The organism is Rhodovulum sp. DZ06, from assembly GCF_050586345.1.
In the GTDB taxonomy this organism is placed as follows: Bacteria; Pseudomonadota; Alphaproteobacteria; order Rhodobacterales; family Rhodobacteraceae; genus JBOCEF01.
In genome coordinates this window covers 58,351-78,582 of the sequence record NZ_JBOCEF010000002.1, presented here as the reverse complement: position 1 = coordinate 78,582, position 20,232 = coordinate 58,351, and the positions used below count along the sequence as shown (strand labels likewise).

Annotated in this window: 15 protein-coding genes; 1 reads left to right on the top strand and 14 read right to left on the bottom strand. The window is 74.6% G+C overall.

Annotation, left to right across the window (positions count from 1 at the left end; genetic code table 11):
* Positions 1 to 33 precede the first annotated feature (33 nt).
* Entirely contained in the window at positions 34 to 1,683 is a 1,650-nt protein-coding gene (gene recN, locus ACQ5SO_RS01480; RefSeq protein WP_430939792.1) for a DNA repair protein RecN, read from the top strand.
* A 277-nt stretch (positions 1,684 to 1,960) separates the two neighbouring features.
* On the opposite strand, the gene ACQ5SO_RS01475 is transcribed toward recN, so the two are convergent.
* The 14 genes from ACQ5SO_RS01475 to ACQ5SO_RS01410 all read right to left on the bottom strand — a co-directional run bounded on the left by ACQ5SO_RS01475 (position 1,961) and on the right by ACQ5SO_RS01410 (position 19,699).
* Entirely contained in the window at positions 1,961 to 2,824 is an 864-nt protein-coding gene (locus ACQ5SO_RS01475) for an outer membrane protein assembly factor BamD (RefSeq protein ID WP_430939791.1), read from the bottom strand.
* 202 nt (positions 2,825 to 3,026) lie between these two features.
* On the bottom strand, positions 3,027 to 3,311 hold the full coding sequence (locus ACQ5SO_RS01470) for a hypothetical protein (protein ID WP_430939790.1): 285 nt from the start codon (positions 3,309 to 3,311) through the stop codon (positions 3,027 to 3,029).
* A gap of 260 nt (positions 3,312 to 3,571) precedes the next feature.
* A complete protein-coding gene (locus tag ACQ5SO_RS01465; protein ID WP_430939789.1) occupies positions 3,572 to 4,003 on the bottom strand; it encodes a hypothetical protein in 432 nt (143 codons plus the stop codon).
* 184 nt (positions 4,004 to 4,187) lie between these two features.
* On the bottom strand, positions 4,188 to 5,081 hold the full coding sequence (lpxC, locus tag ACQ5SO_RS01460; RefSeq protein WP_430939788.1) for a UDP-3-O-acyl-N-acetylglucosamine deacetylase: 894 nt from the start codon (positions 5,079 to 5,081) through the stop codon (positions 4,188 to 4,190).
* A 687-nt stretch (positions 5,082 to 5,768) separates the two neighbouring features.
* Positions 5,769 to 7,340: a cell division protein FtsZ gene (gene ftsZ, locus ACQ5SO_RS01455; protein WP_430939787.1), complete on the bottom strand. Its 1,572-nt coding sequence runs from the start codon at positions 7,338 to 7,340 to the stop codon at positions 5,769 to 5,771.
* Between the two features lie 410 nt (positions 7,341 to 7,750).
* Positions 7,751 to 9,082, bottom strand: coding sequence for a cell division protein FtsA (ftsA, locus tag ACQ5SO_RS01450; protein WP_430939786.1), 1,332 nt, complete (start codon positions 9,080 to 9,082; stop codon positions 7,751 to 7,753).
* Positions 9,083 to 9,198: 116 nt separating this feature from the next.
* On the bottom strand, positions 9,199 to 11,952 hold the full coding sequence (locus ACQ5SO_RS01445) for a cell division protein FtsQ/DivIB (RefSeq protein ID WP_430939785.1): 2,754 nt from the start codon (positions 11,950 to 11,952) through the stop codon (positions 9,199 to 9,201).
* Entirely contained in the window at positions 11,940 to 12,869 is a 930-nt protein-coding gene (locus ACQ5SO_RS01440; protein ID WP_430939784.1) for a D-alanine--D-alanine ligase, read from the bottom strand. The genes ACQ5SO_RS01445 and ACQ5SO_RS01440 overlap by 13 nt, the downstream gene beginning before the upstream one ends.
* A 229-nt stretch (positions 12,870 to 13,098) precedes the next feature.
* Positions 13,099 to 14,100: a UDP-N-acetylmuramate dehydrogenase gene (murB, locus tag ACQ5SO_RS01435; protein WP_430939783.1), complete on the bottom strand. Its 1,002-nt coding sequence runs from the start codon at positions 14,098 to 14,100 to the stop codon at positions 13,099 to 13,101.
* An 84-nt stretch (positions 14,101 to 14,184) separates the two neighbouring features.
* Positions 14,185 to 15,468, bottom strand: coding sequence for an APC family permease (locus tag ACQ5SO_RS01430; RefSeq protein ID WP_430939782.1), 1,284 nt, complete (start codon positions 15,466 to 15,468; stop codon positions 14,185 to 14,187).
* Positions 15,469 to 15,694: 226 nt separating this feature from the next.
* Positions 15,695 to 16,213: a DUF2199 domain-containing protein gene (locus ACQ5SO_RS01425; protein WP_430939781.1), complete on the bottom strand. Its 519-nt coding sequence runs from the start codon at positions 16,211 to 16,213 to the stop codon at positions 15,695 to 15,697.
* On the bottom strand, positions 16,210 to 17,025 hold the full coding sequence (locus ACQ5SO_RS01420; protein ID WP_430939780.1) for an ATP-grasp domain-containing protein: 816 nt from the start codon (positions 17,023 to 17,025) through the stop codon (positions 16,210 to 16,212). The genes ACQ5SO_RS01425 and ACQ5SO_RS01420 overlap by 4 nt, the downstream gene beginning before the upstream one ends.
* A 119-nt stretch (positions 17,026 to 17,144) precedes the next feature.
* Positions 17,145 to 18,587 carry a UDP-N-acetylmuramate--L-alanine ligase gene (gene murC, locus ACQ5SO_RS01415; protein ID WP_430939779.1) on the bottom strand — a complete coding sequence of 481 codons (1,443 nt, stop codon included), beginning with the start codon at positions 18,585 to 18,587 and terminating at the stop codon, positions 17,145 to 17,147.
* Positions 18,584 to 19,699 (bottom strand): UDP-N-acetylglucosamine--N-acetylmuramyl-(pentapeptide) pyrophosphoryl-undecaprenol N-acetylglucosamine transferase, encoded by a 1,116-nt coding sequence (locus ACQ5SO_RS01410; protein WP_430939778.1) that lies wholly within the window; start codon positions 19,697 to 19,699, stop codon positions 18,584 to 18,586. Before ACQ5SO_RS01410 ends, murC begins: the two co-directional genes overlap by 4 nt.
* Between the last annotated feature and the right edge of the window lie 533 nt (positions 19,700 to 20,232).

Sequence of the window (20,232 nt, the reverse complement as noted above, 5' to 3'; positions counted from 1 at the left end):
GCGCCACCGCAGCCCTGGGACTTTTCCACCGCCATGCTCCGCAGCCTTTCCATCCAGGACATCGTCCTGATCGACCGCCTTGACCTCGAATTCGGCCCGGGCCTCACGGTTCTGACCGGCGAGACGGGGGCGGGCAAATCGATCCTCCTGGGCGCGCTCGGCTTCGCCATCGGCCGCCGCGGCCGGGGCGCCAGCGCGCGCGCCGGGACCGAGAAGGGCGTGGTGGAGGCGGTGTTCGACTGCCCCGAGGGCCATGCCGTGCGCGCCGCGCTGGCCGAGCTCGGCATGGATGCGGGGGAAGAGCTGATCCTGCGCCGCCAGGTGACGGCCGAGGGGCGCACCGCGGCCTGGGTCAACGACCGGCGCGCCACCGCCGACGCGCTCGCCCGCCTCGGCGACGCGCTGCTCGAGGTCCACGGCCAGCATGACGACCGCGGGCTGCTGAACCCGCGCGGCCATCGCGGCATCCTCGACGGCTGGGCCGGGCACGGCGCCCTGCTGGCCGACGCCCGCGCGAAATGGGACGCGTTGCGCCGCGCCGAGGGCGCGCTGGACGACGCCCGCCGCGCCCTCGCCGCCGCCGCCGAGGACGCCGAATTCCTGCGCCACGCGGTCGAAGAACTGGACGCGCTCGCGCCGCAACCGGGCGAGGACGAGGCGCTGGATTCCGAGCGCCGCCTGATGCAGGCGGCCGAGCGCATAGGGCAGGACGTGGGCCGCGCGCAGCAGGCGCTGGGCCGCGACGGGGCCGAGGGGATGACGGCGGACGCGATGCGCTGGCTCGAAGACGCCAGCCAGTCCGCGGACGGCGCGCTCGACGGCCCCATCGCCGCGCTGGAACGCGCGCTGCACGAGCTTGCCGACGCGCAGGCGGGGGTGGAGACGGCGCTGGAGAACCTCGCCTTCGACCCCGCGCGGCTGGAAATGGTGACCGAGCGGCTGTTCGCCCTGCGCGGCCTCGCCCGCAAGCACCGGGTCGGCCCCGAGGCGCTGCCCGAGCTGGCAGAGGACATGCGCCGCCGTCTTGCCGAGATCGACGGGGGCGAGGAGCATATCGCCGGGCTCGAAGCCGCCGCCGCCGCCGCCCGCGCCGCCTATGACGGCGCCGCCGCGGCCCTGACCGCCGCCCGCAAGGACGCCGCCGCCAAGCTGGAAGCCGCCGTGGGCGCCGAACTTCCGCCGCTGAAGATGGAGCGCGCGATCTTCGCCGTCGACGTCGCCCCCGAGGCCCCCGGCCCCGACGGCGTCGACCGCGTGGCCTTCACCGTCGCCCCCAACCCGGGCGCCCCCGCCGGGCCCCTCGGCGCCATCGCCTCGGGCGGCGAGCTCTCGCGGTTCCTCCTTGCGCTCAAGGCCTCGCTGGCCGGGCGGGGCGAGGAAAAGACGATGATCTTCGACGAGATCGACCGCGGCGTCGGCGGCGCCACCGCCGACGCCGTCGGGCGGCGGCTCGAGGCCCTGTCCCATGGCGGGCAGGTGCTGGTCGTCACCCACGCGCCCCAGGTCGCCGCCCGCGGCGCCGCGCACCTGCATATCGAGAAGCGCGTCGAGGGCGACGAGACCCGCACCATCGTGCGCCCCATCGGCGAGGCCGAGCGCGAGGGCGAGCTGGCCCGGATGCTGGCGGGCGAGACGGTCACCGAGGCGGCGCGCGAAGCGGCAAGGGCGCTGCTGGCGGACTGAAGGTTGCGGGGCTGGGCGCCCCGCCCGGGGTGGCGGGGGCTGCCGCCCCGGCGTCGCAGTGCGCCGCCCCCGCTCGAGGGGGCTTCGCCCCCTCGAACTCCCCAAATTTTCTTCAAGCGCGCTCAGAAGCAGTTACGCACTCAAAGTTTGCGGAGGGTGGGGGTGCGGGGGAGGGAGGCCCGCGGGCCTTCCTCCCCTGCGCCATCCCGCGCCGGCGCCCGGAAACGAAGAACGCCGCCCCGAGGGGCGGCGTCCATCGGTCCAGCATCCAGCCCGCTTACAGCGTCGAGCCGGTGGTGATCTGGCGGAAGGCGCGGGAGATCCAGCTTTCCTCGTCCTCGAACGGGGCGAGGTCGGCGCCCTGCATCAGCGCGTAGCTGGCCTGGTACCAGTCCGAGCCGGGGAAGTTGTGGCCGAGCACGGCGGCGGCGGTGCGCGCCTCGCTCTCCAGCCCCAGCTCCAGGTAGGCCTCGACCAGCCGGTGCAGCGCCTCGGGGGCGTGGGAGGTGGTCTGGTAGCGGGTCAGCACCGTCTTGAACCGGTTGATCGCCGCGATGCGCTTGGCCTGCCCGAGGTAGTAGCGGCCGATCATCATCTCCTTGCCGGCCAGCTGGTCGTTGCACAGGTCGATCTTCAGCTGCGCCTCGCGCGCATAGGCGCTGCCCGGGTAGCGGCTGACGACCTTCTGCAGCTCCTCCAGCGCCTTGCGGGCGGAGCGCTGGTCGCGGGCGACGTCGACGATCTCGTCATACCAGGTCAGGCCGATCAGGTACTGGGCGTAGGGCGCCTCGGAATCCGACGGGAAGAAGTCGATGAAGCGCTGCGCGGCGAGGCGCGCGCGGTCCATTTCCCCGGCCTGGTGATAGGCGTAGGCCGAGAGGATCATCGCCCGCTTGGCCCATTCGGAATAGGGGTGGACGCGCTCCAGCTCCTCCAGCGTCTCGCCCGCGGCGACGGCTTCGCCGTCCTCGAGCTGCGCCTCGGCCTGGGCGTAGATTTCCGCGGCGGACCGGCCCGCATAGGGATCGGAGAAGGGGTCCTTCTCGGCGCCGTCGCCGAACATGGAACAGGCGGAGAGCGAGAGCCCCAGGGCGGCGACGGTCGCGAGCCTCAGGGCGGAGCGGCAGGTGGGGCGGCGCATGGGACGGCGGACTCCTTCGGCGGCGGCGCGCGCGGACGCGCCGGATCGTGGGGGACTGTCTCGCACGATCCGGGCGCGCTGGCAAATGCCGCGCGCCGCCGCGGGCGCGATCACCCGTGCGCGGGCGAAAGGCAAGCCGCGCCCGGCGCCGAAACCTGGCGCGCCGCCATCGCCGCCGCCCCGCCGCCCGGACTGGGAAACCTTACCGGAGAAGCTCCAGCGCCGCCCCGAACAGCAGAAGCGCGAGCAGCGCGACCGGAACGGCGATCCAGTGAAGGCGCCCGATGCGCGCGATCTTCAGGTGGCTTTCGCGCAGGGGGTCGTCAGCGGCGCGGCGGCGGGCCGAGCGAAGGTTGGCCATGTTGAGGTTGAGCTTCTGACCGCTGTCGCGCAGGGCCTTGTATTCGTCCCGGGCGACATATCGCGAGAACGAGAAGATGGCCGCCGGAAGGACCATGACGGCTGCGAAATCGATGATGAAGTCCAAGCCGCCGACCTGTCCTGACCTTGCACGGAAGATGCGCCCCGATGATCCGGGGCCGCGGCGACACCGTCCCACGCCGCCGCCGCGCCTGCAACCTGCAGCGGTGCGGGCGCCGGGCGCGGGCCGCGGGGCGTCGGCCGCCGGGGCGGTTCGTCCGGCGGGGGCGAGGCGCGGCGCTCCGCTGCGGCCCGCCCCGGGGTCGGGACCGCGGGACCAACCGGACGCTGCACGCATCCAGAGGGATCCCCGCTCGCCTGGGCCATCTATCGTTTCTTTTTCAGTCGATTGCGCCGGTATACGAGTGTCTTTCGCCGCCAGACCGGGATGAACATCAAACTGGTTGAACTGTCATCGATCCAGGTTTCGCCTTGCTGACATTGGACGGTCCAACTGCACTCGGTTGCGCCTCGCTTGACGACCTTCAGACGGCACGCGTCGGAAAGACCAAACGCGAAACAGTTGAGGGCGTCGGCCTCCGCCTCGAAATGCTCGTGCCAGCCGTCAAAAGCGACCTGAAATTCTCCACCAAGATCATGAAACGATACGTCAAAGCTCTCCGTATTTCGGCAGGAGACGACGAGGTGATGCGCGCTGGCGACGACATCAAACTCACAATACGCGTCCAGCCTTGAGAGGATCGCGTCGCGCCAAGGGGTCATACCTGATCCGCTGAACTCTTGATGCGCGATATCCATAGGCGGCTCCCCGGCTGGCACATGGAGGATATAGCCTGCAAACGCGCCTGCATATTGCAGCAATGGCCTCCATGGGCCGCAATCGGGCACGTCCCCGGCGCGCCCACCCGACACCGCCCCCAAGCGAAAGGGGCCGCCCCATCGGGACGGCCCCTCGCAACTCTCACCCCAGAAAGGCCCGGTATCAGGCCCCGGCGACCGCCGCGGGGGCCACGCGCTGCTCGACCTCGAACCGCCAGGCGTCGGGCCGGGCGAAGAGGGCGCGCAGGATCTTGTTGTTCATCTCGTGCCCCGCCTTGCGGCCCACGTAGCGGCCCAGGATCGGGGCGCCGGCCAGCGCCAGGTCGCCCACGGCGTCGAGCATCTTGTGACGCACGAACTCGTCCGGGCGGCGCAGACCCTCGGGGTTCAGCACCTTGTCGCCGTCCACCACCACCGCGTTCTCGAGGCTGCCGCCCTGGGCGAGGCCCATCTTGCGCAGCGCCTCGACCTCGGCCGCGCGGCAGAAGGTGCGGCAGTCCATCAGCTCGCGGTCGAAGGCGCGGCCGGCGATGTCCAGCCGCTCGGACTGCACGCCGATGGCGGCGTCGTCGAAGGCGATGACGAAATCGATTTCGAGGCTGTCGCCGCCGGTCGGCTCAAGCCGCGCGACGCGGTCGCCATCGGCGACCTCGACGGTCTTGAGGATGCGGATGCGGCGGGCCTCGCCGGCCACGTCGCGCAGGCCGCGGGCGCGGATGGCGCGCACGAATTCGACCGAGGAGCCGTCCATGATCGGGATTTCCGGGCCGTCGATCTCGATCAGCGCGTTGTCCACGCCGCAGGCGGCGAGGGCGGCCATCAGGTGCTCGACGGTGGAGACGGTGACCCCGTCGGCGTTCGAGACGAGGGTGCAGAGGCGGGTGTCGGTGACGCGGTCCCAGGCGGCCGGGACCATCGGGTCGGCGCCGACCACGTCCATGCGTTTGAACCAGATGCCGTATTCGCCGGAGGCCGGCAGGACGCGCAGGCGGGCGGGCCGCCCGGAATGGAGTCCGATGCCGTCGAAGGTCAGCGCGCCGCGCACGGTGGTCTGCATGATATCGCCTCGCTCTGTCATCCGGGCCGGTTATTCTGGTTATGCGGCCGGTGATCGTAGGGATAGGCGCGAAGGGGAATCATGACAATTCAAGGTTTGTGTCGCTTTGCAACGCAACGGGGCCGGGATCGACGCCGCGACGCGGCAAGGGGACGCGCAGGCGCGGCAAGCTACTGATATTCAATTGGTAATACGGTTTTCACGGATCGCAACATTTTTCCAGACCGCTCACGAAACCGCGCCGTCCGTCACATATTGTTAAAATTATTCGGCCATGGGGCCGCGGCCTGCGCCGGTCCGAAGACCCTCAAGCCCTCCTCGCGCGCGGGCGGCGCCTCCTGCGCCGGGAAATACGGGCGGGCGCGCAGCCCGTCGTCGCGCAGAAGCCGCGGGGTGAAATGCCGGGCCCGGGCGGCGTCGGCACGCGCGGCGCGGTCGCGCGGGCCGAAAGCGCCGTGACCCCCGCCCCGTTCCCGACCTAGCGATTGTCGATAACCGGCAAGCTGCGGCACGCCCTGTCCGCAGGACTTCGTCCCGCCCCGCCCGGCCAGGCCCTTCAATGGCCCTCAGCCATGACGCGCCCGCCCCGCGCATGAAAAACCCCGCCGCGGCTGGGCCGGGGCGGGGGCAGTGGCAGTCCGCGCCGCCCCCCGCTGACGGGGGACGGCGCCCTGGCGTGATCTCGGGTCAGTTGGCCTGGCGGCGCAGGAAGGCCGGAACGTCGCGCAGGCGGTCGTTCTCGTCCATCCGCTCGGCGCTCGGCGCCGGCTCGGGCTGGCGGGCCTCGGCGCCGCCGGCCATGCGGTGGATCAGGCTGTTGATGCCGAACCGGCCGCGATCGGCATCCGCCGACACGGGGGCGGCGGCGGGCTTGCGCTCGGCCGCCGGGGCCGGGGCCGCGGCGGGCTTCGGCGCGGGGCGCGGATCGGCGCGCAGCGGGGCGCGGCCGCCCTCGGGCTGTTTCGAGACGGCGGCCTGCAGGCGCGCGAGCACCTCGGCCGACGGCTCGCCCGCGGCGGGCTGGGGCGCCTGCGCCGCGACGGGCGCGGGGGCCGGGGTCTCGACCGGGGCCGGGGCCGGGGTCGGCTCGGGCGCCGCGGCGGTCTCGGGCTCGGACGCGACATCCTCGGGCGCGGCGGGCGCCGGGGGCACGAAGGCGCCCTCGGCCGCGGCGCGCTGGGCGATCTCGGCCTCGGGGGCCGGGGCCGGCGCGGCGGCGGGCGCGGCCGGGGCGGCGGCCACGGCCTGCGTCTCGCGCTGCGGCTGCGGGACGGGGCGCGCGGCCTCGTCCGCCTCGATGCCGGTGGCGACGACCGAGACGCGCATCACGCCCTCGATCTCCGGGTCGAGGGTCGAGCCGACGATGATGTTCGCCTCCGGGTCCACTTCCTGGCGGATGCGGTTGGCGGCTTCGTCGAGTTCGAACAGCGTCAGGTCGTAGCCGCCGGTGATGTTGATCAGCACGCCGCGGGCGCCCTTGAGGCTGATCTCGTCGAGCAGCGGGTTGGCGATGGCCTTCTCGGCCGCCTGCACCGCGCGCTCTTCGCCCTCGGCCTCGCCGGTGCCCATCATCGCCTTGCCCATCTCGTCCATCACCGAGCGGACGTCGGCGAAGTCGAGGTTGATCAGGCCCGGGCGCACCATCAGGTCGGTGACCCCCTTCACGCCCTGGTAGAGGACGTCGTCGGCCAGCATGAAGGCCTCGGCGAAGGTGGTGCGTTCGTTGGCGATGCGGAACAGGTTCTGGTTCGGGATGATGATGAGGGTGTCGACCACCTTCTGAAGCTCGGCCACGCCGGCTTCGGCGAAGCGCATGCGCTTGGTGCCCTCGAAGTGGAACGGTTTCGTCACCACGCCGACGGTCAGCACGCCGAGCTCACGCGCCGCGCGGGCGATGACCGGGGCGGCGCCGGTGCCGGTGCCGCCGCCCATCCCGGCGGTGATGAAGCACATGTGGGCGCCGTGCAGCTGCTCGACGATCTCCTCGATCGACTCTTCCGCCGCGGCGCCGCCGACCTGCGGCTTGGCCCCGGCCCCGAGGCCCTGGGTCACGCCGACGCCGAGCTGGATGCGCCGCTCGGACTGGGACTGCTGAAGGGCCTGGGCGTCGGTGTTCGCGACGACGAAATCGACCCCCTCCAGCTCCTTCTCGATCATGTTGTTGACGGCATTGCCGCCGGCGCCGCCGACGCCGAAAACGGTGATGCGCGGGCGCAGGTCGGAGGACTCCTCCGGCACGATCAGATTCAGGGTGGACATGGCTCGCCTGTAAGTTGCTCGGACTGCTCAAAATGCGCGCCGGTTGGCCCGACTGCGCGTCTTTGTCATTCATTAGCCATGAAACGTACCCGACTCGCCGCCGCGGGTCACGTGGAAAACGGGGCCGAAACCGCGTTCTGGAAGCGAATTTCGCGGGTTATGGTTAATCGCGCGTCAAGGTTTTTGACCATTGCGCCCGATTCGAGCAGCCCTTGCGCGGGGCGTCTCCGGGGCCCGCGGGACCGGCGCGGGGACCAAGGGGAAGGGCGCGCCTTCGCGCCCAAGGGCTTGGGAAAGGGCGCGCCTTCGCGCCCGGGGGCCAGGGGGAAGGGCGCGCCTTCGCGCCCGGGGCGGGCGGGGCGCCGGCAAGCGCAGCGCAGCCGCGCACCAACCGCCTCCCCCGCAGCGCCTCACCAGTTGTCCGAGAACCAACGCACCGCGCGCCGCAGCCGGGTCGCCCCGCCCAGCGCCAGCCCGGCGTCGTAATCCCAGAGCTCGTCCTGCGGCCGCACCGACCAGGCGCACAGACCCACGAGGGCCGAGAACGCCGGTCCCGCCGCCGATTGCGGCAAGCCGCCCATCCGCAGCGGCCGCCCGCAGCGCACCTGCGGGCCGATCACCCGGCGCCCGACATCCTCCAGCCCCGGCATCAGGCTCGCGCCCCCGGTCAGAACCACCCGGCGCATCGGCAGCGCGCCGAACCCCGCCTGGTCCAGCAGCGCCCGCACCTCCTCGAAGGTCTCCTCGATCCGCGGCCGGATCACCCCGATCAAGGCGGCGCGCGAGATCAGCCGCTCCCCCGACGGCTCGTCCGCCGCCGGAACCGCGATCATGTCCCGGTCGTCGATCCCGGTCGCCATAACCCCGCCATGCAGCACCTTGATCCGCTCGGCGTCCGAGAAGGGCAGCGAGAACGCCTCCGACACGTCCCGCGTCACGTGGACCCCGCCCACCCGCGCGCTGTCGGCATAGATCATCTGGCGGCGCAGGAAAATGGACACCGAGGACGACCCGCCGCCAAGATCGATGCAGGCCGCGCCGATCTCCTGCTCATCCTCCGTCAGCGCCGACAGCCCGGCGGCGAAGGGGGCCGAGACCACCCCCGCCAGCTCCAGGTCGCAGTCCCGCACGCAGCGCGCGAGGTTATAGAGCGGCGCGCCGGTGATCGACATCACGTGCATGTCCACCGCCAGCCGCTCGCCCGTCATCCCGCGCGGATCCTTCAGGAAGCTCGCGCCGTCGAGCGAGAAGTTGACCGGCAGCGCGTGCAGGATCTCGCGCCCCTCCTCCAGCGGCGGCTCGGGGCAGCTGGCCAGCGCCCGCGCCACGTCGCGTTCGGACACCGCCTGGCCCTCGATCTCCGTCTCGCCCATCGCGCCGAAGGACAGGGGCCGCCCGCCCGACAGCACCGCGATGGCCTGGTCGACGCGCACGCCCGCCATCTTCTCGGCCGTCTGCAGCGCGGTGCGGATGGCCCGCCCCGTCTCCTCCATGTCCGCGATCTCGCCCAGCCGCACCCCGCGCGACTGGGTCACGCCCACGCCGATGATCCTGAGCGCGCCGAAGCCCCCCAGGTGCGGCTCGGAGGCCGAGCGCGCCAGCTTGTCCGCATCCACCCGCACCACGAAGCACGCCGTCTTGGTCGTGCCGATGTCGAGCACGGCCAGCAGGCCCCGGCGCAGGGCGGAGCGGAGCTGTTCGCGCATGCGGCGCTGGGCGGAAAAGGCGTTGGTGCGGATCATCTGGATGGGTCCTCGGGGCGGGGAGGCGAGAGGAAGGGACAGGCGACGTCGGGGCCGTCAGCCGGGCGTCGGCCCGGCGGGGGCGGAAGCGCGGGCGCGGAGGGGCCGGGGGCGGATCATGCGTCCTCCTCCCCCGCCGCCAGCGCCCGCAGGCGGATCAGTTCGAACCGCGCGCGCTCCGACAGCTCCACCGTCGGGCGGTCGGGCAGGCGCATGTCCACGGCGATCGCGTCGCGGTCCAGCAGCCGAAGGTCCTCGGAGGCCTGCAGCGCCAGCACGTGCGAGAGCGCGTCCTCGGCCCCCTCGGCCGGAAGGCGGATGCGCTGGTCGCGGTCGAGCGCGACGTCCCAGCGCCGCTCGCCCACCCGCACCAGCGCGCGCAGCCGGTCATGCAGCGGCGCCGCGCGGGCGTGCAACCGCAGCGCCTCGGGCACCGCCATGTCGGCGCCGGGGCCGATGATCAGCGGCAGGTCCGGCCGGTCGGTGCGCGCGACGACGGGGGCGATCACCACCCCCTCGCGGTCGACGAGGTGCAGCTGCTCCTGCCAGCGCCAGAGGGCGACGGGGGTGCGGGCGACCACGTCGGCCCGCAGGATCCGGTCCGGCCCGATGGACAGGCGCGCCTGCGCGACGCCCGGCAGGTTCTCCACCCGCCGCCGCAGCGCCTCGAGGTCGAGATCGAGGGACGAGATCGGCCCGGTGAAGCCGATCACCTCGCGCGCCTTCTCCTCCAGCGCCGGCTCGATGCCCGAGACCTCGAGCGCGGCGACGGTGAATTCGGGGCGCTCGGCGATCATGCGCTCGACCGCGGCGACCTGCGCCTCGCCCCAGGCCCAGAGGCGCTCCTCCTGCCAGGCCCAGGCGCCGAGGCCCAGCAGCACCAGCGGGATCGAGAGCCGCCGGACGGCGAACTGCACCGAGGAGCGGCGCTTGAGCCGCTCATACCTGTAGCGCCAGCGCGAGGGGGACGGGTCGTGGCGGCGGCGGCGCCCCTCGGCGGCGGCGGCGCGCGCGGCGGGCCGGGCCGAGGCCGCGGGCCGGGGCATGGCGGCGGCGTCCGGCGCGGGCGCGGCCGCCTCGGCGGCTGGGCGCGCCTCGGGGGCCGGGGCGGCGGCGGGCGCGGCGCGGCGACGGCCGGCGGCGAGGCGGGCGAGCACGCCCCGGGCCGCGCGGGCGCGGCGACGGGACGGCGCGGGCGCGGCGGGGCGCGGGTCGGCCGGGTCCACGGGCAAGGCCCGCGGCGCCATCGCCTCGGGCGGAACCGCGCGCGGGGCCTCCTCCGGCGCATCATCCGCGGCGCCATGCGCCCCGGGCGGGGCGCGGCGCAGGCGCAGGGCGGCGAGGCGGCCGCCCCCGGCGCGCGCCGTGCGGGCGGGCGCCTCGGGGGCCTCGGGGGCCTCGGCCCCGCGGGACGACAGGCCGCGCAGGCGGCGCACCCGCGGGGCGGGTTTCGGCGCCGTGTCCGCATCGGGGTCGGCGGCGGCGGCGTCCGCGTGGGCGGAAGTCTCTTCAGGCACGGCGGTTTCAGGGAGAGACCCGGCGCCCGCGGCACGGCGCAGCGCGGCGCCGAAGCGGCCCGCATCGGCAGGCGCGGGGGCGGATGCCGCCCCCGGGGTCGGCAGGGCTTCGGCGGCGGGCGCGGCGGCGGGCGCAGCGGCGGGCGCGTGGTCGGCCCCTGCACCCGCCTCAAGCGCCGTTTCCACGGGCGCCTCCGGCGCGGCGACGCCGGACCAGACGCCATCCTTCTGGGCGGCGAGCGTGGCCGCCGGGTCGGCGCCCCGCCCGCCCAGCAGCCCGCGCAGGCCCTTGCGGCGCGGCGCCGGGGCGGCGGGCTCGACCCGCCCATCCGCATCGGCGGCGGCATCGGAAGCGCGCGGCGCGGCGCGGCGCCGGGTCAGCGCGGGTTCGGGACGCAGGGCGCGCATGGCGGAATGCGGGCGCGGGGCGGCCGCCTCGACCGCCTCGACCGCCTCGGCGGCAGGGGCTTCGGGCGCCGCCTGCTCCGCGGTCGCTTCGGTCGCTTCGGTCGCATCGGCCCCGGGGTCGGCGCGGTCGGCCATGGGCGAGAGGCCCGCGGCCTCGCGCGCGCGGGCGACGAGGCCGAGCCCCGCGGGCGCCTCGGCGGGCGGCGCGGCCTCGGGGCGGGCGCCGAAGACCGGCGCGCCGTCGGCGCCGGACATCACCCCCAGCGACGGGGCGGCGCCGGGGGCGTCCTCCGGGGCCGGGTCGGCGACGCCGTCCGCCGCCTCCTGCCCCTGCGGATCGGCCGCGTGGGCGGGGAAATGCAGGGTCGGCGTCGGCTCCGGCGCCGCGGCGGCGCCTTCATCGGCGGGCGCGGCTTCGGCGGGCGCCGCTTCGAGCGCGTCGGCGGCAGGCGCCTCGCCCGCGTCCAGCCCGGCCTCCGGCGCCGGGGCGCCGCCCCAGGGGGCGTCGAGATCGACCCGCGGCGGCAGGGGCGCGGCGGACGCGGCCTGCGCCTCGGCCTCGGCCTGCTCGCGCTCGCCGCGGAAGGCGGCGCGCAGGGCGGCGGCGGCGTCGCGCGGGGCGCGGCGGGGCGCGGGACGCCCGGCGCCCGGCAGCGCCGCGGCGGGAATGTCGGGGGTCGCGGCGACGGGCGCCCCGGGCGCCCCGGGGGCCGCCTCGGCGGGCGCCGCGTCATCCCCGGCGCGCGGGGAGGCGGCGGGCGCATCACCGCCCTGCCCCGCCTCGACCCCGCCCCAGGGCGCGTCCCAGTCGCCCGAGGCGTTCTCCGCCTCGGCCAGCTTGCGCGCCGCGTCATCGGCCTTGCGCAGCGCCGCGCGCAGGGCCGCGTCGCGCGGGTCCTCCTCCGGCCCCTTGCCGCCGCCCAGAAGGTCCCTCAGCGAAGGCATGAGGCGTCCTCCGTGATCCAGGTCACCAGCTCTTCGAACGTGATCCCGCATTCCGCCGCCTGTTCGGGCGCGAGCGAGGTCGGGGTCATGCCCGGCTGGGTGTTGGTCTCGAGCGCCACCAGCCCGTCCACGCCGCGGCTCTCGTCCCAGCGCAGATCGGTGCGCGACAGCCCGCGGCAGCCGAGGGCGGCATGGGCCTTGCGGCTGATCTCGAGGCAGGCGTCGAACACCTCCGCCGGGATCTCGGCGGGGATCACGTGGCGCGAGCCGCCGGGCTTGTACTTGGCGTCGTAGTCGTACCAGCCCGAGGTCGCGACGATGTCCGTCACCGTCAGCGCGCGGTCGCCCATCACGGCGCAGGTCAGCTCGCGCCCCGGGGCGAAGGCCTCGGCCATCACCAGGTCCGGCATGTCGTCCGAGAGCTGCGCCGGGCCGTTGGCGTCGGCGTCCACGATGTAGATGCCGACCGAGGAGCCCTCGTTGACCGGCTTGACCACGTAAGGCGGCGGCAGCGGGTGCCCTGCCTTCGCCTCCTCGCGCGTCACCACCTTGTGCGGGACCACGGGGATGCCGTGGGCGGCGTAGACGTCCTTGGTGCGGGCCTTGTCCATGGCGAGGGCCGAGGCCAGCACGCCCGAATGGGTGTAGGGGATGCGCAGCCATTCCAGGAGGCCCTGCACGCAGCCGTCCTCGCCCCAGCGCCCGTGCAGGGCGTTGAACACGGCGTCCGGGCGCGCGTCCTTCAGCGCCGCGACCAGCGCGTCGTTCCCGCCCGGCCCGGCATCGATCTCGGTGACGTCGTAACCCGCCCTGCGCAGCGCGGCGGCGCATTCCGCGCCCGAGGAGAGGGAGACCTCACGCTCGGCCGACGGTCCGCCCATCAGCACCGCGACGCGGGAGAATGCCCTGCTCGACATGCCCGCCTCATCGTTCCACCCGGCGCCCTTTTGCCGGGCGCGCGGAATATCGCCAGGAGGCGCCGCATGTGTGGAATGCAGCGGCCTCTCGCCTGTCCCCACCGGGTCCCCCCGGTGATACGCCCCAGCCCTGCCTCAAGCGCGGGGGCGCCGCCGCGGCGCGCGCCGGGTTTTCCCGGTCGCCCGCGCGGCGTGAAGTCATTGGTCTTGCTGGCCTTTCGGGAAGGGTTCAGCCCTTCTCCGGGGCCTCTTGCAAAGCTGGCGCATCCCCCTCAAGCGGAAGGCCGATGCGCTGTATCTCCCATTCTAGCTTAATTCCGCTGAATGCCGCCACCCTTTCGCGCACCTCTTCGCCCAATCCCTCGAGATCGGCGGCGGTGGCGTCCTCGGCGTTGAGCAGGAAATTGCAGTGCATGTCCGACATCATCGCCCCCCCGCGGCGCAATCCGCGGCAGCCGGCGTCGTCGATCAGCTTCCAGGCCTTGAGGTCATGCACGTCGTCGGCCCGGCCGGTGGAGGAGAACCCGGCCGGGTTGCGGAAGGTGGACCCGGCGGAGCGGCGGTCGGTGGGCTGGCTCTCCTCGCGCCGCTTCAGGGCGGCGTCCATCTGCGCGGCGATCTCCCCGGGATCGCCGGGGCGGCCCTTCAGGATCACCTCGGTCACGATGCTGTCGGGCGGCAGGGTGCAGGAGCGGTAGGCGAAGCCCAGCGCGTCGGGGCCGAGGGTGTCCACGGTTCCGTCCCGGCGGATCACGGTCGCGCTTTCCAGCACGTCGGCCATGTAGGCGCCGTAGCACCCGGCGTTCATGCGCACCGCGCCGCCGATGGCGCCGGGGATGGTGCGCAGGAACTCGAGCCCCGCGATCCCCGCCTGCGCCGCCGCCTGCGCCGCGCGGGCGTCGAGCTGCGCCGCGCCGACGCGGATGCGGCGCCCCTCCAACGGCTCGAGCGCGCCGAAGCCGCGGGGCGAGAGGCGGATGCACACCCCCGGCACCCCGCCGTCGCGCACGATCAGGTTCGAGCCGACGCCGAGGGGCGTGACGGGGATGTCCGCGGGAAGGGCGGCGAGGAAGGCCGAGAGGTCCTCGGCGTCAGCAGGGGTGAACATCGCCTCGGCCGGGCCGCCGACCCGCAGCCAGGTCAGGGCGGCGAGGCTCTGCATCGGCGTGATCCGCCCGCGCACCTGCGGCAGGCGGGCGACCAGGGCGTCGGGGGCGAGGGCGGCGGTCATGGCGATGTTCCTCCGGGACGGACGGGTGCTGTTTCCCCGCTCGGCGCATCCGGGTCAAGGCGGGTGCGCGACCGCGGCCTGCGCTCAGATCCAGCCCATGGCGAGGGCGGCGACGGCGGTGACGAGACCCATGTACGGGACCCACATGGGCGTGACGAAGGCGCCCGCGGGGCGCGGATCGCGCCGTTTCAGGCGGATCAGGGCGAAATTCACCGCGCAGAAGGCGAAGAGCAGGATCGTGGCCGAGGTGGCGGCGAGCTGCAGCAGCGGCACGCCCAGCGCCACGCCGATCATCACCGCGGCCGCCGCCGCGGTGGCCAGCACCGGCGTGCCGAAACGCGGGTGGGCGTGGTGGAACACGGCGAAGAGCCGCCCGTCCCGGCCCAGCCCGAACAGCATCCGCGCGCACATCACCATCTGCGCCAGCACGCCGTTCAGCGCCGCCGCGAAGGCGATCAGCGCCAGCGCGCCGGTCCCCTGCGGCAGCCCCGCCTCCATCACCAGCGCCAGCGGCCGGTCCGAGGCCGCCAGCGCCGAGGCCTCGACCGCCCGCAGCGCGGCCCAGGAGACCCCGGCATAGAGGAGCGTCACCACCCCAAGCGCCAGCAGGATCGCCCGCGGCATGGTCCGCTCGGGGTCCTTCGTCTCCTCGGCCATGTTCACCATGTCCTCGAAGCCGATGAAGGCGAAGAAGGCCAGCAGCGCGCCCGCGCCGATCCCCGCGAGGCCCCCCTGCGCCAGCGGCGCCGCCGCCCCGCCCCCCGCGGCATGGGCGGCGAAGGCGTCGGCCAGCCACCCGGCGAAAGCGGCGTCGAGCGCCGCCACCGGGTCGCCGATCGCGGGCGCCAGCGCCCCCGCGGCGATGACCGCCAGCAGCCCCCCCGCCTCGACCAGCGTCAGGAACGCGGCGAGCGCCAGGCTCTCGACCACCCCCGCGATGGCGGCGAGCGCCAGCAGCAGCCCGAGGCCGACGATCAGCGCGACGTCCGGCAGCGGCACGAGGTGCTGGAGATACCCCACGCCCCCCTGCAGCACCGCGGCGCCGGAGATGGTGGCGCCGCCGATGATGGCGAGCCCCGCGAGGCGACCCAGCCAGCGGATCCCGAACGCCTCGCGCAAATACGCCGCCTCGCCGCCCGATTCGGGGATGCGCGAGGACAGCTCGGCATAGGTCGCGGCGGTGGGCGCGGCGATCAGGCCGGCAAGGAGGAATGCCAGCGGCGCATAGGTCCCCGCGGCCCCGGCGACGGCGCCGACCAGCACGTAGATCCCCGCGCCGACCATCACCCCGATGCCGTAGAGCGTGAGCAGCCCGAGGCCGAGCCCGCGCTTGAGGCCGGGCGGAGAGGCGGGGGAAGGCGAGGTCATGCGGCGTCATCCGTTGCGGCGGGGGATGACGGGGAGAGTGGCGCGCGGGCCGTCCCGCGGCAAGGCCGGGCAGCGATGGGGCGCGGGGGGCCTCGGCCCGCCGCCCTCCCCCGCGCGCCGCTCGGCGCGCGCCGGCCCGGCCGCCTCGCCCGCCGGTCCCGGCGCGCCCGGCGCCCCTTCCCCCGCCCGTGGGCGCGGGGCCGCGCCGGGGCGGCGGCGGCGGGGATCAGCGGTGCAGGTAGGCGGCGGCGACCTGCGCCGCCCGCTCGGGCGGCACGCCCTCGTGCCAGTCGCGCGCCAGCGGATGCGCCGCCATGTCCGGGGTCAGCAGCGGGCGCGCCTCGGTGAACCACTCCGCCGTGCATGCCAGCCCCTCGATCCCGAAATCCCGGTACACCTCGCAATCGGTGGAGAGCACGCCGCGGCAGCTCATCCCGTCCTGCTCGCCGTCGAAGCTGTGCAGGTAGCGATCGAAATCCTCGTTCGAGACCTCGAGCCAGAAGCCGAATTCCAGCGTCTCGTCCTCGCCCCGGATCGGCAGGATCATCACCGTGCGGATCCACATCCGCGGCGCCCCCTCCCCCCCCTCGGGCAGCAGCGCGCAGAAATCGTCCGAGACCCGCCCCCGCGCCGCCCGCGCCTCGGGCGGCAGCGCGTGGATCTCGGGCGGCCGGTCGAGCGCGAAGGCGGGCAGGCCCTGGTGCGTCTCGCCGCAGCAGGCGCAGGTGAAGCGGAAGGGTTTCATGCGGCGTCTCCCCGGTCGGTTCGCCCCGGGCCGCAGCCCCCGGCCAGCGCAGCGACAAGCGCGTCGAGATCGGCGGCGTAGAAGCCGGCGGCGTTGATGCAGTTGGTCTCGAGCATCCGCAGCCCCTCGGGCGTGCGGCAGATGTCGAGGACATAGGCGGGCGCGTAGCCCGGATTGGCGGCGACGAGGGTTTCGCCGAAGGCCAGCGCGTCCGGGTCGATCCGCCGCCGGTACACCACCCGCCGCCCCTCGCGGTAGAGCGAGAACGCGGCGATGCGGTCCGCGACGACCCAGAGCCGCCATTCCCGCTCGATCCGCGCCGGGGGCGTGAGCATCAGGGCGGTGTCATTGCGCAGGGCGCCGAGCGGGATCTCGTCATCCGGGAGGCGCGCGACGCGGGCGGCCAGCTCGTGGATCTCGGAGGCCGGGCGCACCCGGCCGGGCTCGGCCTTGCTGTCATCCTCGGGGCGCATGAACCAGTCGCGACCGTCCTGGGGCAGGCGCTCCGGGACCTCGGCGAGGGTGAGGAACAGCGCCTCCCCCGGCCCGTTGAGCAGGAACGGCGCCCAGGCGGCTTCGCGCACGAAGGGGCGGATGCGGAACATGCCGGGCCGCCAGCCCTGCGCCTCGGCATGGCGCCAGAGCGAATAGGCGCCGAACAGGATCACGTCGCCCGGGTCCGCCACCTCGGGCGTGGGCAGAAGCTCTCCGGTGAAGGGCACGGCCTTGTGCAGCGACCAGCGCTGCCCGGCGCGGTCGAGCGCCGCGCAAAGCTGCGGCGTGTCCTCGAAGTCCTGCAGGATCCACTGCATGGCGAACGCCCCTCCTCACCCCGCGCGACAGACGGACCTCGGGGGGTCCGCAGGGGGGGGCCGCCCCCTTGCGCGGGGGCCAGCCCAAGCGATGATGGGGGCGGCGCCACCGCAATCCCTCACCCCTCCGCCAGCGCCCCCGGCAGCGCATGGGCCCATTTCGTGATCGACCCGGCCCCGAGGCACACCACCATGTCCCCCGGCTTCGCCTCGGCCTTCACCAGCGCGGCGAGGCTGGCGATGGCCGCCCCTTCGTCCCCCGCCTCAAGCGCCCGCGCGTCGCGGTGGCCAGAGGCGCGCAGCCCCGCGACCAGCGAGTCCCGGTCCGCGCCCTCGATCGGCGCTTCGCCGGCGGTGTAGACATCGGCGATGGCCACCACGGCGGCGTCGTTGAAGCAACGGCGGAAATCCTCGAACAGCGAGGACAGGCGCGAATAGCGGTGCGGCTGGTGGATCGCGATCACCCGCCCGCCGCCATCGCCCAGCGCCTCGCGCGCCGCGGTCAGGACGGCGGCGATCTCCACCGGGTGATGGCCGTAATCGTCGATGATCTGCACGCCGTTCCATTCGCCCACGCGGGTGAAGCGGCGGTTGACCCCCTCGAAGGCCGAGAGCCCAGCGCGGATGGCGTCGTCCGAGAGGCCCAGCTCCAGCGCCACCGCGATGGCGGCGAGGGCGTTGAGCACGTTGTGCCGCCCCGGCATCGGCAGGGCGAGGTCCTGGATCCGCCGGTCCCCGGCCTTGAGCCGCGCGAACACGTCGAACCGCGCCGCGCCCCCGTCCCAGCGCAGGTTGGCGCCGCAGACATCGGCCTGCAGGCTGAAGCCATAGGTCAGCACCCGGCGGTCGTCGATCCGGCCCACCAGCGACTGCACCCCGGGATGGTCGATGCAGCAGACGGCCACGCCGTAGAAGGGCAGGTTCGAGGCGAACTGGTCGAAGGCGGCGTAGAGGTTCTCCTCCGAGCCGTAATGGTCGAGATGCTCGGGGTCGATATTGGTCACCACCGCGATGGTGGCGGGCAGCTTGATGAAGGTGCCGTCGGATTCGTCCGCCTCGACCACCATCCACTCGCCCTCGCCCATCCGGGCGTTGGAGCCGTAGGCGTGGATCACGCCGCCATTGATGACGGTCGGATCGACGCCCCCGGCATCGAGAAGCGCGGCGACCATCGAGGTCGTGGTGGTCTTGCCGTGGGTGCCCGCCACGGCGACGTTGGACTTCAGGCGCATCAGCTCGGCCAGCATCTCGGCCCGGCGCACCACCGGAAGGCCGCGGGCGCGGGCGCCGTCGAGCTCCGGGTTGCCCTTCTTGATGGCCGAGGAGATCACCACCACCTCGGCGCCGTCGAGGTTCTCCTCCCTCTGGCCGATGGCGATGCGGGCGCCGAGGGCGCGCAGGCGCTTGACGTTGTCGTTCTCAGCCGCGTCCGAGCCCTGCACGTCATAGCCGAGGTTCAGCATCACCTCGGCGATGCCGGACATGCCGATGCCGCCGATGCCGACGAAATGGATGGGACCGATGTCCTGCGGCAGGCGGGTGGCGGCGCGGGCTGCGTTCACGTGATGGGCTCCCGGTTCATGATGCGGAGGGCGAGGTCCGCGAGGTCGGCGGCGGCGGTCGGACGGCCCAGCCCCTTCGCGGCGGCGGCCATCGAGGACGCGCGGGCGGGGTCCGACAGGATCGCGGCGATCTGGGCCGAAAGGGACTCCGCCGTCAAGGGATCGGGGCCGGTTTCCGGCGCCAGGACCGCCGCCCCCGCATCCCCGAGGGGCCGGGCGTTGGCGGTCTGGTGGTCGTCCATGGCCGAGGGATAGGGGATCAGGATGGACGGGCGGCCGATCGCCGTCAGCTCGGCGATGGTCGAGGCGCCGGCGCGGGCGATCACCAGCTGCGCGTCGGCGATCCGCTCGGGCATGCAGGCGAAGAAGGGGGCCAGGTCCGCCGTCACGCCAAGCTCGCCGTAGCGGGCGCGCACCCGCTCCATGTCCTCGTCCCGCACCTGCTGGGTGAGGGTGAGGCGCGCGCGCAGGTCGTCGGGGAGCAGGCCGATGGCCTCGGGCACGACGCGCGAGGTGACGGCGGCGCCCTGGGATCCGCCGAAGACCAGCAGGTTCAGGGGGCCGGTTTCGGCGGGCGGGACATAGGCGGTTTCGGCGGCGACCAGCGCGTCGTCACGCACCGGGTTGCCCATCTGCACGAGGGTCGCGCCCGAGGGCGGGTTGGACAGCGGCCAGGTCCCGCAGGCCACCGCGGCGACGCGCGGGGCGAAGGCGCGGTTGACCCGGCCGAGCACGCCGTTCTGCTCGTGGATCAGGCGCGGAACGCCGAGGAGCGTGGCGGCCGAGAGGGCGGGCAGCGACGGGTAGCCGCCGAAGCCCGCCACCACCGAGGGCCGGTCCTTCGCGAACCAGGACGCGGTGGCGGCGACGCCGCCGAGGATGGCGAAGGGGGCCGAGAGCTTCGCGCCGATCCCCCCGCGCGCGAAGGTGGAGGAGGAGGTCTGCCGCCGCTCCACCGCCGCGGGGAAGCCGCCGGCGTAGCGCGCGCCGCGCGGATCGGTCGAGAGGGTCACGCGCCAGCCGCGGCGCAGGGCCTCCTGCGCCAGGGCCTGGGCGGGGAACATGTGCCCCCCGGTGCCTCCGGCGGCGATGACGAGATGGGGGGCGGTCATGGCGGTCTCCGGGGAAGGCGGCGGCGCGCGGCGGGGGCGCGCGCGGGGCCGAGAGAAGCCGGGCGGCGCGGGGGCAGCCGGGTCGGGCGCAGGATGGACCGCGGCGGGGGGCGGTTTCAAGGCGCCCCGGGGGCGCGGGGCGGGCCATCGCGGGGCGACGGGAAGAGGCGGGGGCGACGGGCGGAAAGGGCGCGGCGCCGGGAGGGCGGCGGGACGCGGCGCGCGTGGGGGGGGGGCGGTCGGCGCGCGGCGCCCGGACGGCGCACGGGAGGTCCCCGGCCCGCGAGGGGGCGTCCGGCCGCGTCCTGGGGGGACGAGCCCCCCGTCCGCGGCCGGAGGCGGCGTTCCGCCGCCGCGCGCCGCTCAGCGCGGATCGCTTCGGCCCGGGAGCGGCGGAGAGGCGCGCACCGGATCGGCGCGCAGGGGACCGGGGCGCACCGGGTGGGGCGCATCGGTTGGAGCGCATCGGACAGGCCGGCATCCGGTGTTGCGCCTCGCCCCGGAGCGGGGCGCGGGCGGCCCGCAGGGACGCG

What these genes read in the sequence shown, in the direction of transcription:
- recN (WP_430939792.1), top strand. Translation starts at nt 34, where the DNA reads ATGCTCCGCAGCCTTTCCATCCAGGACATCGTCCTGATCGACCGCCTT.
- ACQ5SO_RS01475 (WP_430939791.1), bottom strand. Translation starts at nt 2,824, where the DNA reads ATGCGCCGCCCCACCTGCCGCTCCGCCCTGAGGCTCGCGACCGTCGCC.
- ACQ5SO_RS01465 (WP_430939789.1), bottom strand. Translation starts at nt 4,003, where the DNA reads ATGGATATCGCGCATCAAGAGTTCAGCGGATCAGGTATGACCCCTTGG.
- lpxC (WP_430939788.1), bottom strand. Translation starts at nt 5,081, where the DNA reads ATGCAGACCACCGTGCGCGGCGCGCTGACCTTCGACGGCATCGGACTC.
- ftsZ (WP_430939787.1), bottom strand. Translation starts at nt 7,340, where the DNA reads ATGTCCACCCTGAATCTGATCGTGCCGGAGGAGTCCTCCGACCTGCGC.
- ftsA (WP_430939786.1), bottom strand. Translation starts at nt 9,082, where the DNA reads ATGATCCGCACCAACGCCTTTTCCGCCCAGCGCCGCATGCGCGAACAG.
- ACQ5SO_RS01445 (WP_430939785.1), bottom strand. Translation starts at nt 11,952, where the DNA reads ATGCCTTCGCTGAGGGACCTTCTGGGCGGCGGCAAGGGGCCGGAGGAG.
- ACQ5SO_RS01440 (WP_430939784.1), bottom strand. Translation starts at nt 12,869, where the DNA reads ATGTCGAGCAGGGCATTCTCCCGCGTCGCGGTGCTGATGGGCGGACCG.
- murB (WP_430939783.1), bottom strand. Translation starts at nt 14,100, where the DNA reads ATGACCGCCGCCCTCGCCCCCGACGCCCTGGTCGCCCGCCTGCCGCAG.
- ACQ5SO_RS01430 (WP_430939782.1), bottom strand. Translation starts at nt 15,468, where the DNA reads ATGACCTCGCCTTCCCCCGCCTCTCCGCCCGGCCTCAAGCGCGGGCTC.
- ACQ5SO_RS01425 (WP_430939781.1), bottom strand. Translation starts at nt 16,213, where the DNA reads ATGAAACCCTTCCGCTTCACCTGCGCCTGCTGCGGCGAGACGCACCAG.
- ACQ5SO_RS01420 (WP_430939780.1), bottom strand. Translation starts at nt 17,025, where the DNA reads ATGCAGTGGATCCTGCAGGACTTCGAGGACACGCCGCAGCTTTGCGCG.
- ACQ5SO_RS01410 (WP_430939778.1), bottom strand. Translation starts at nt 19,699, where the DNA reads ATGACCGCCCCCCATCTCGTCATCGCCGCCGGAGGCACCGGGGGGCAC.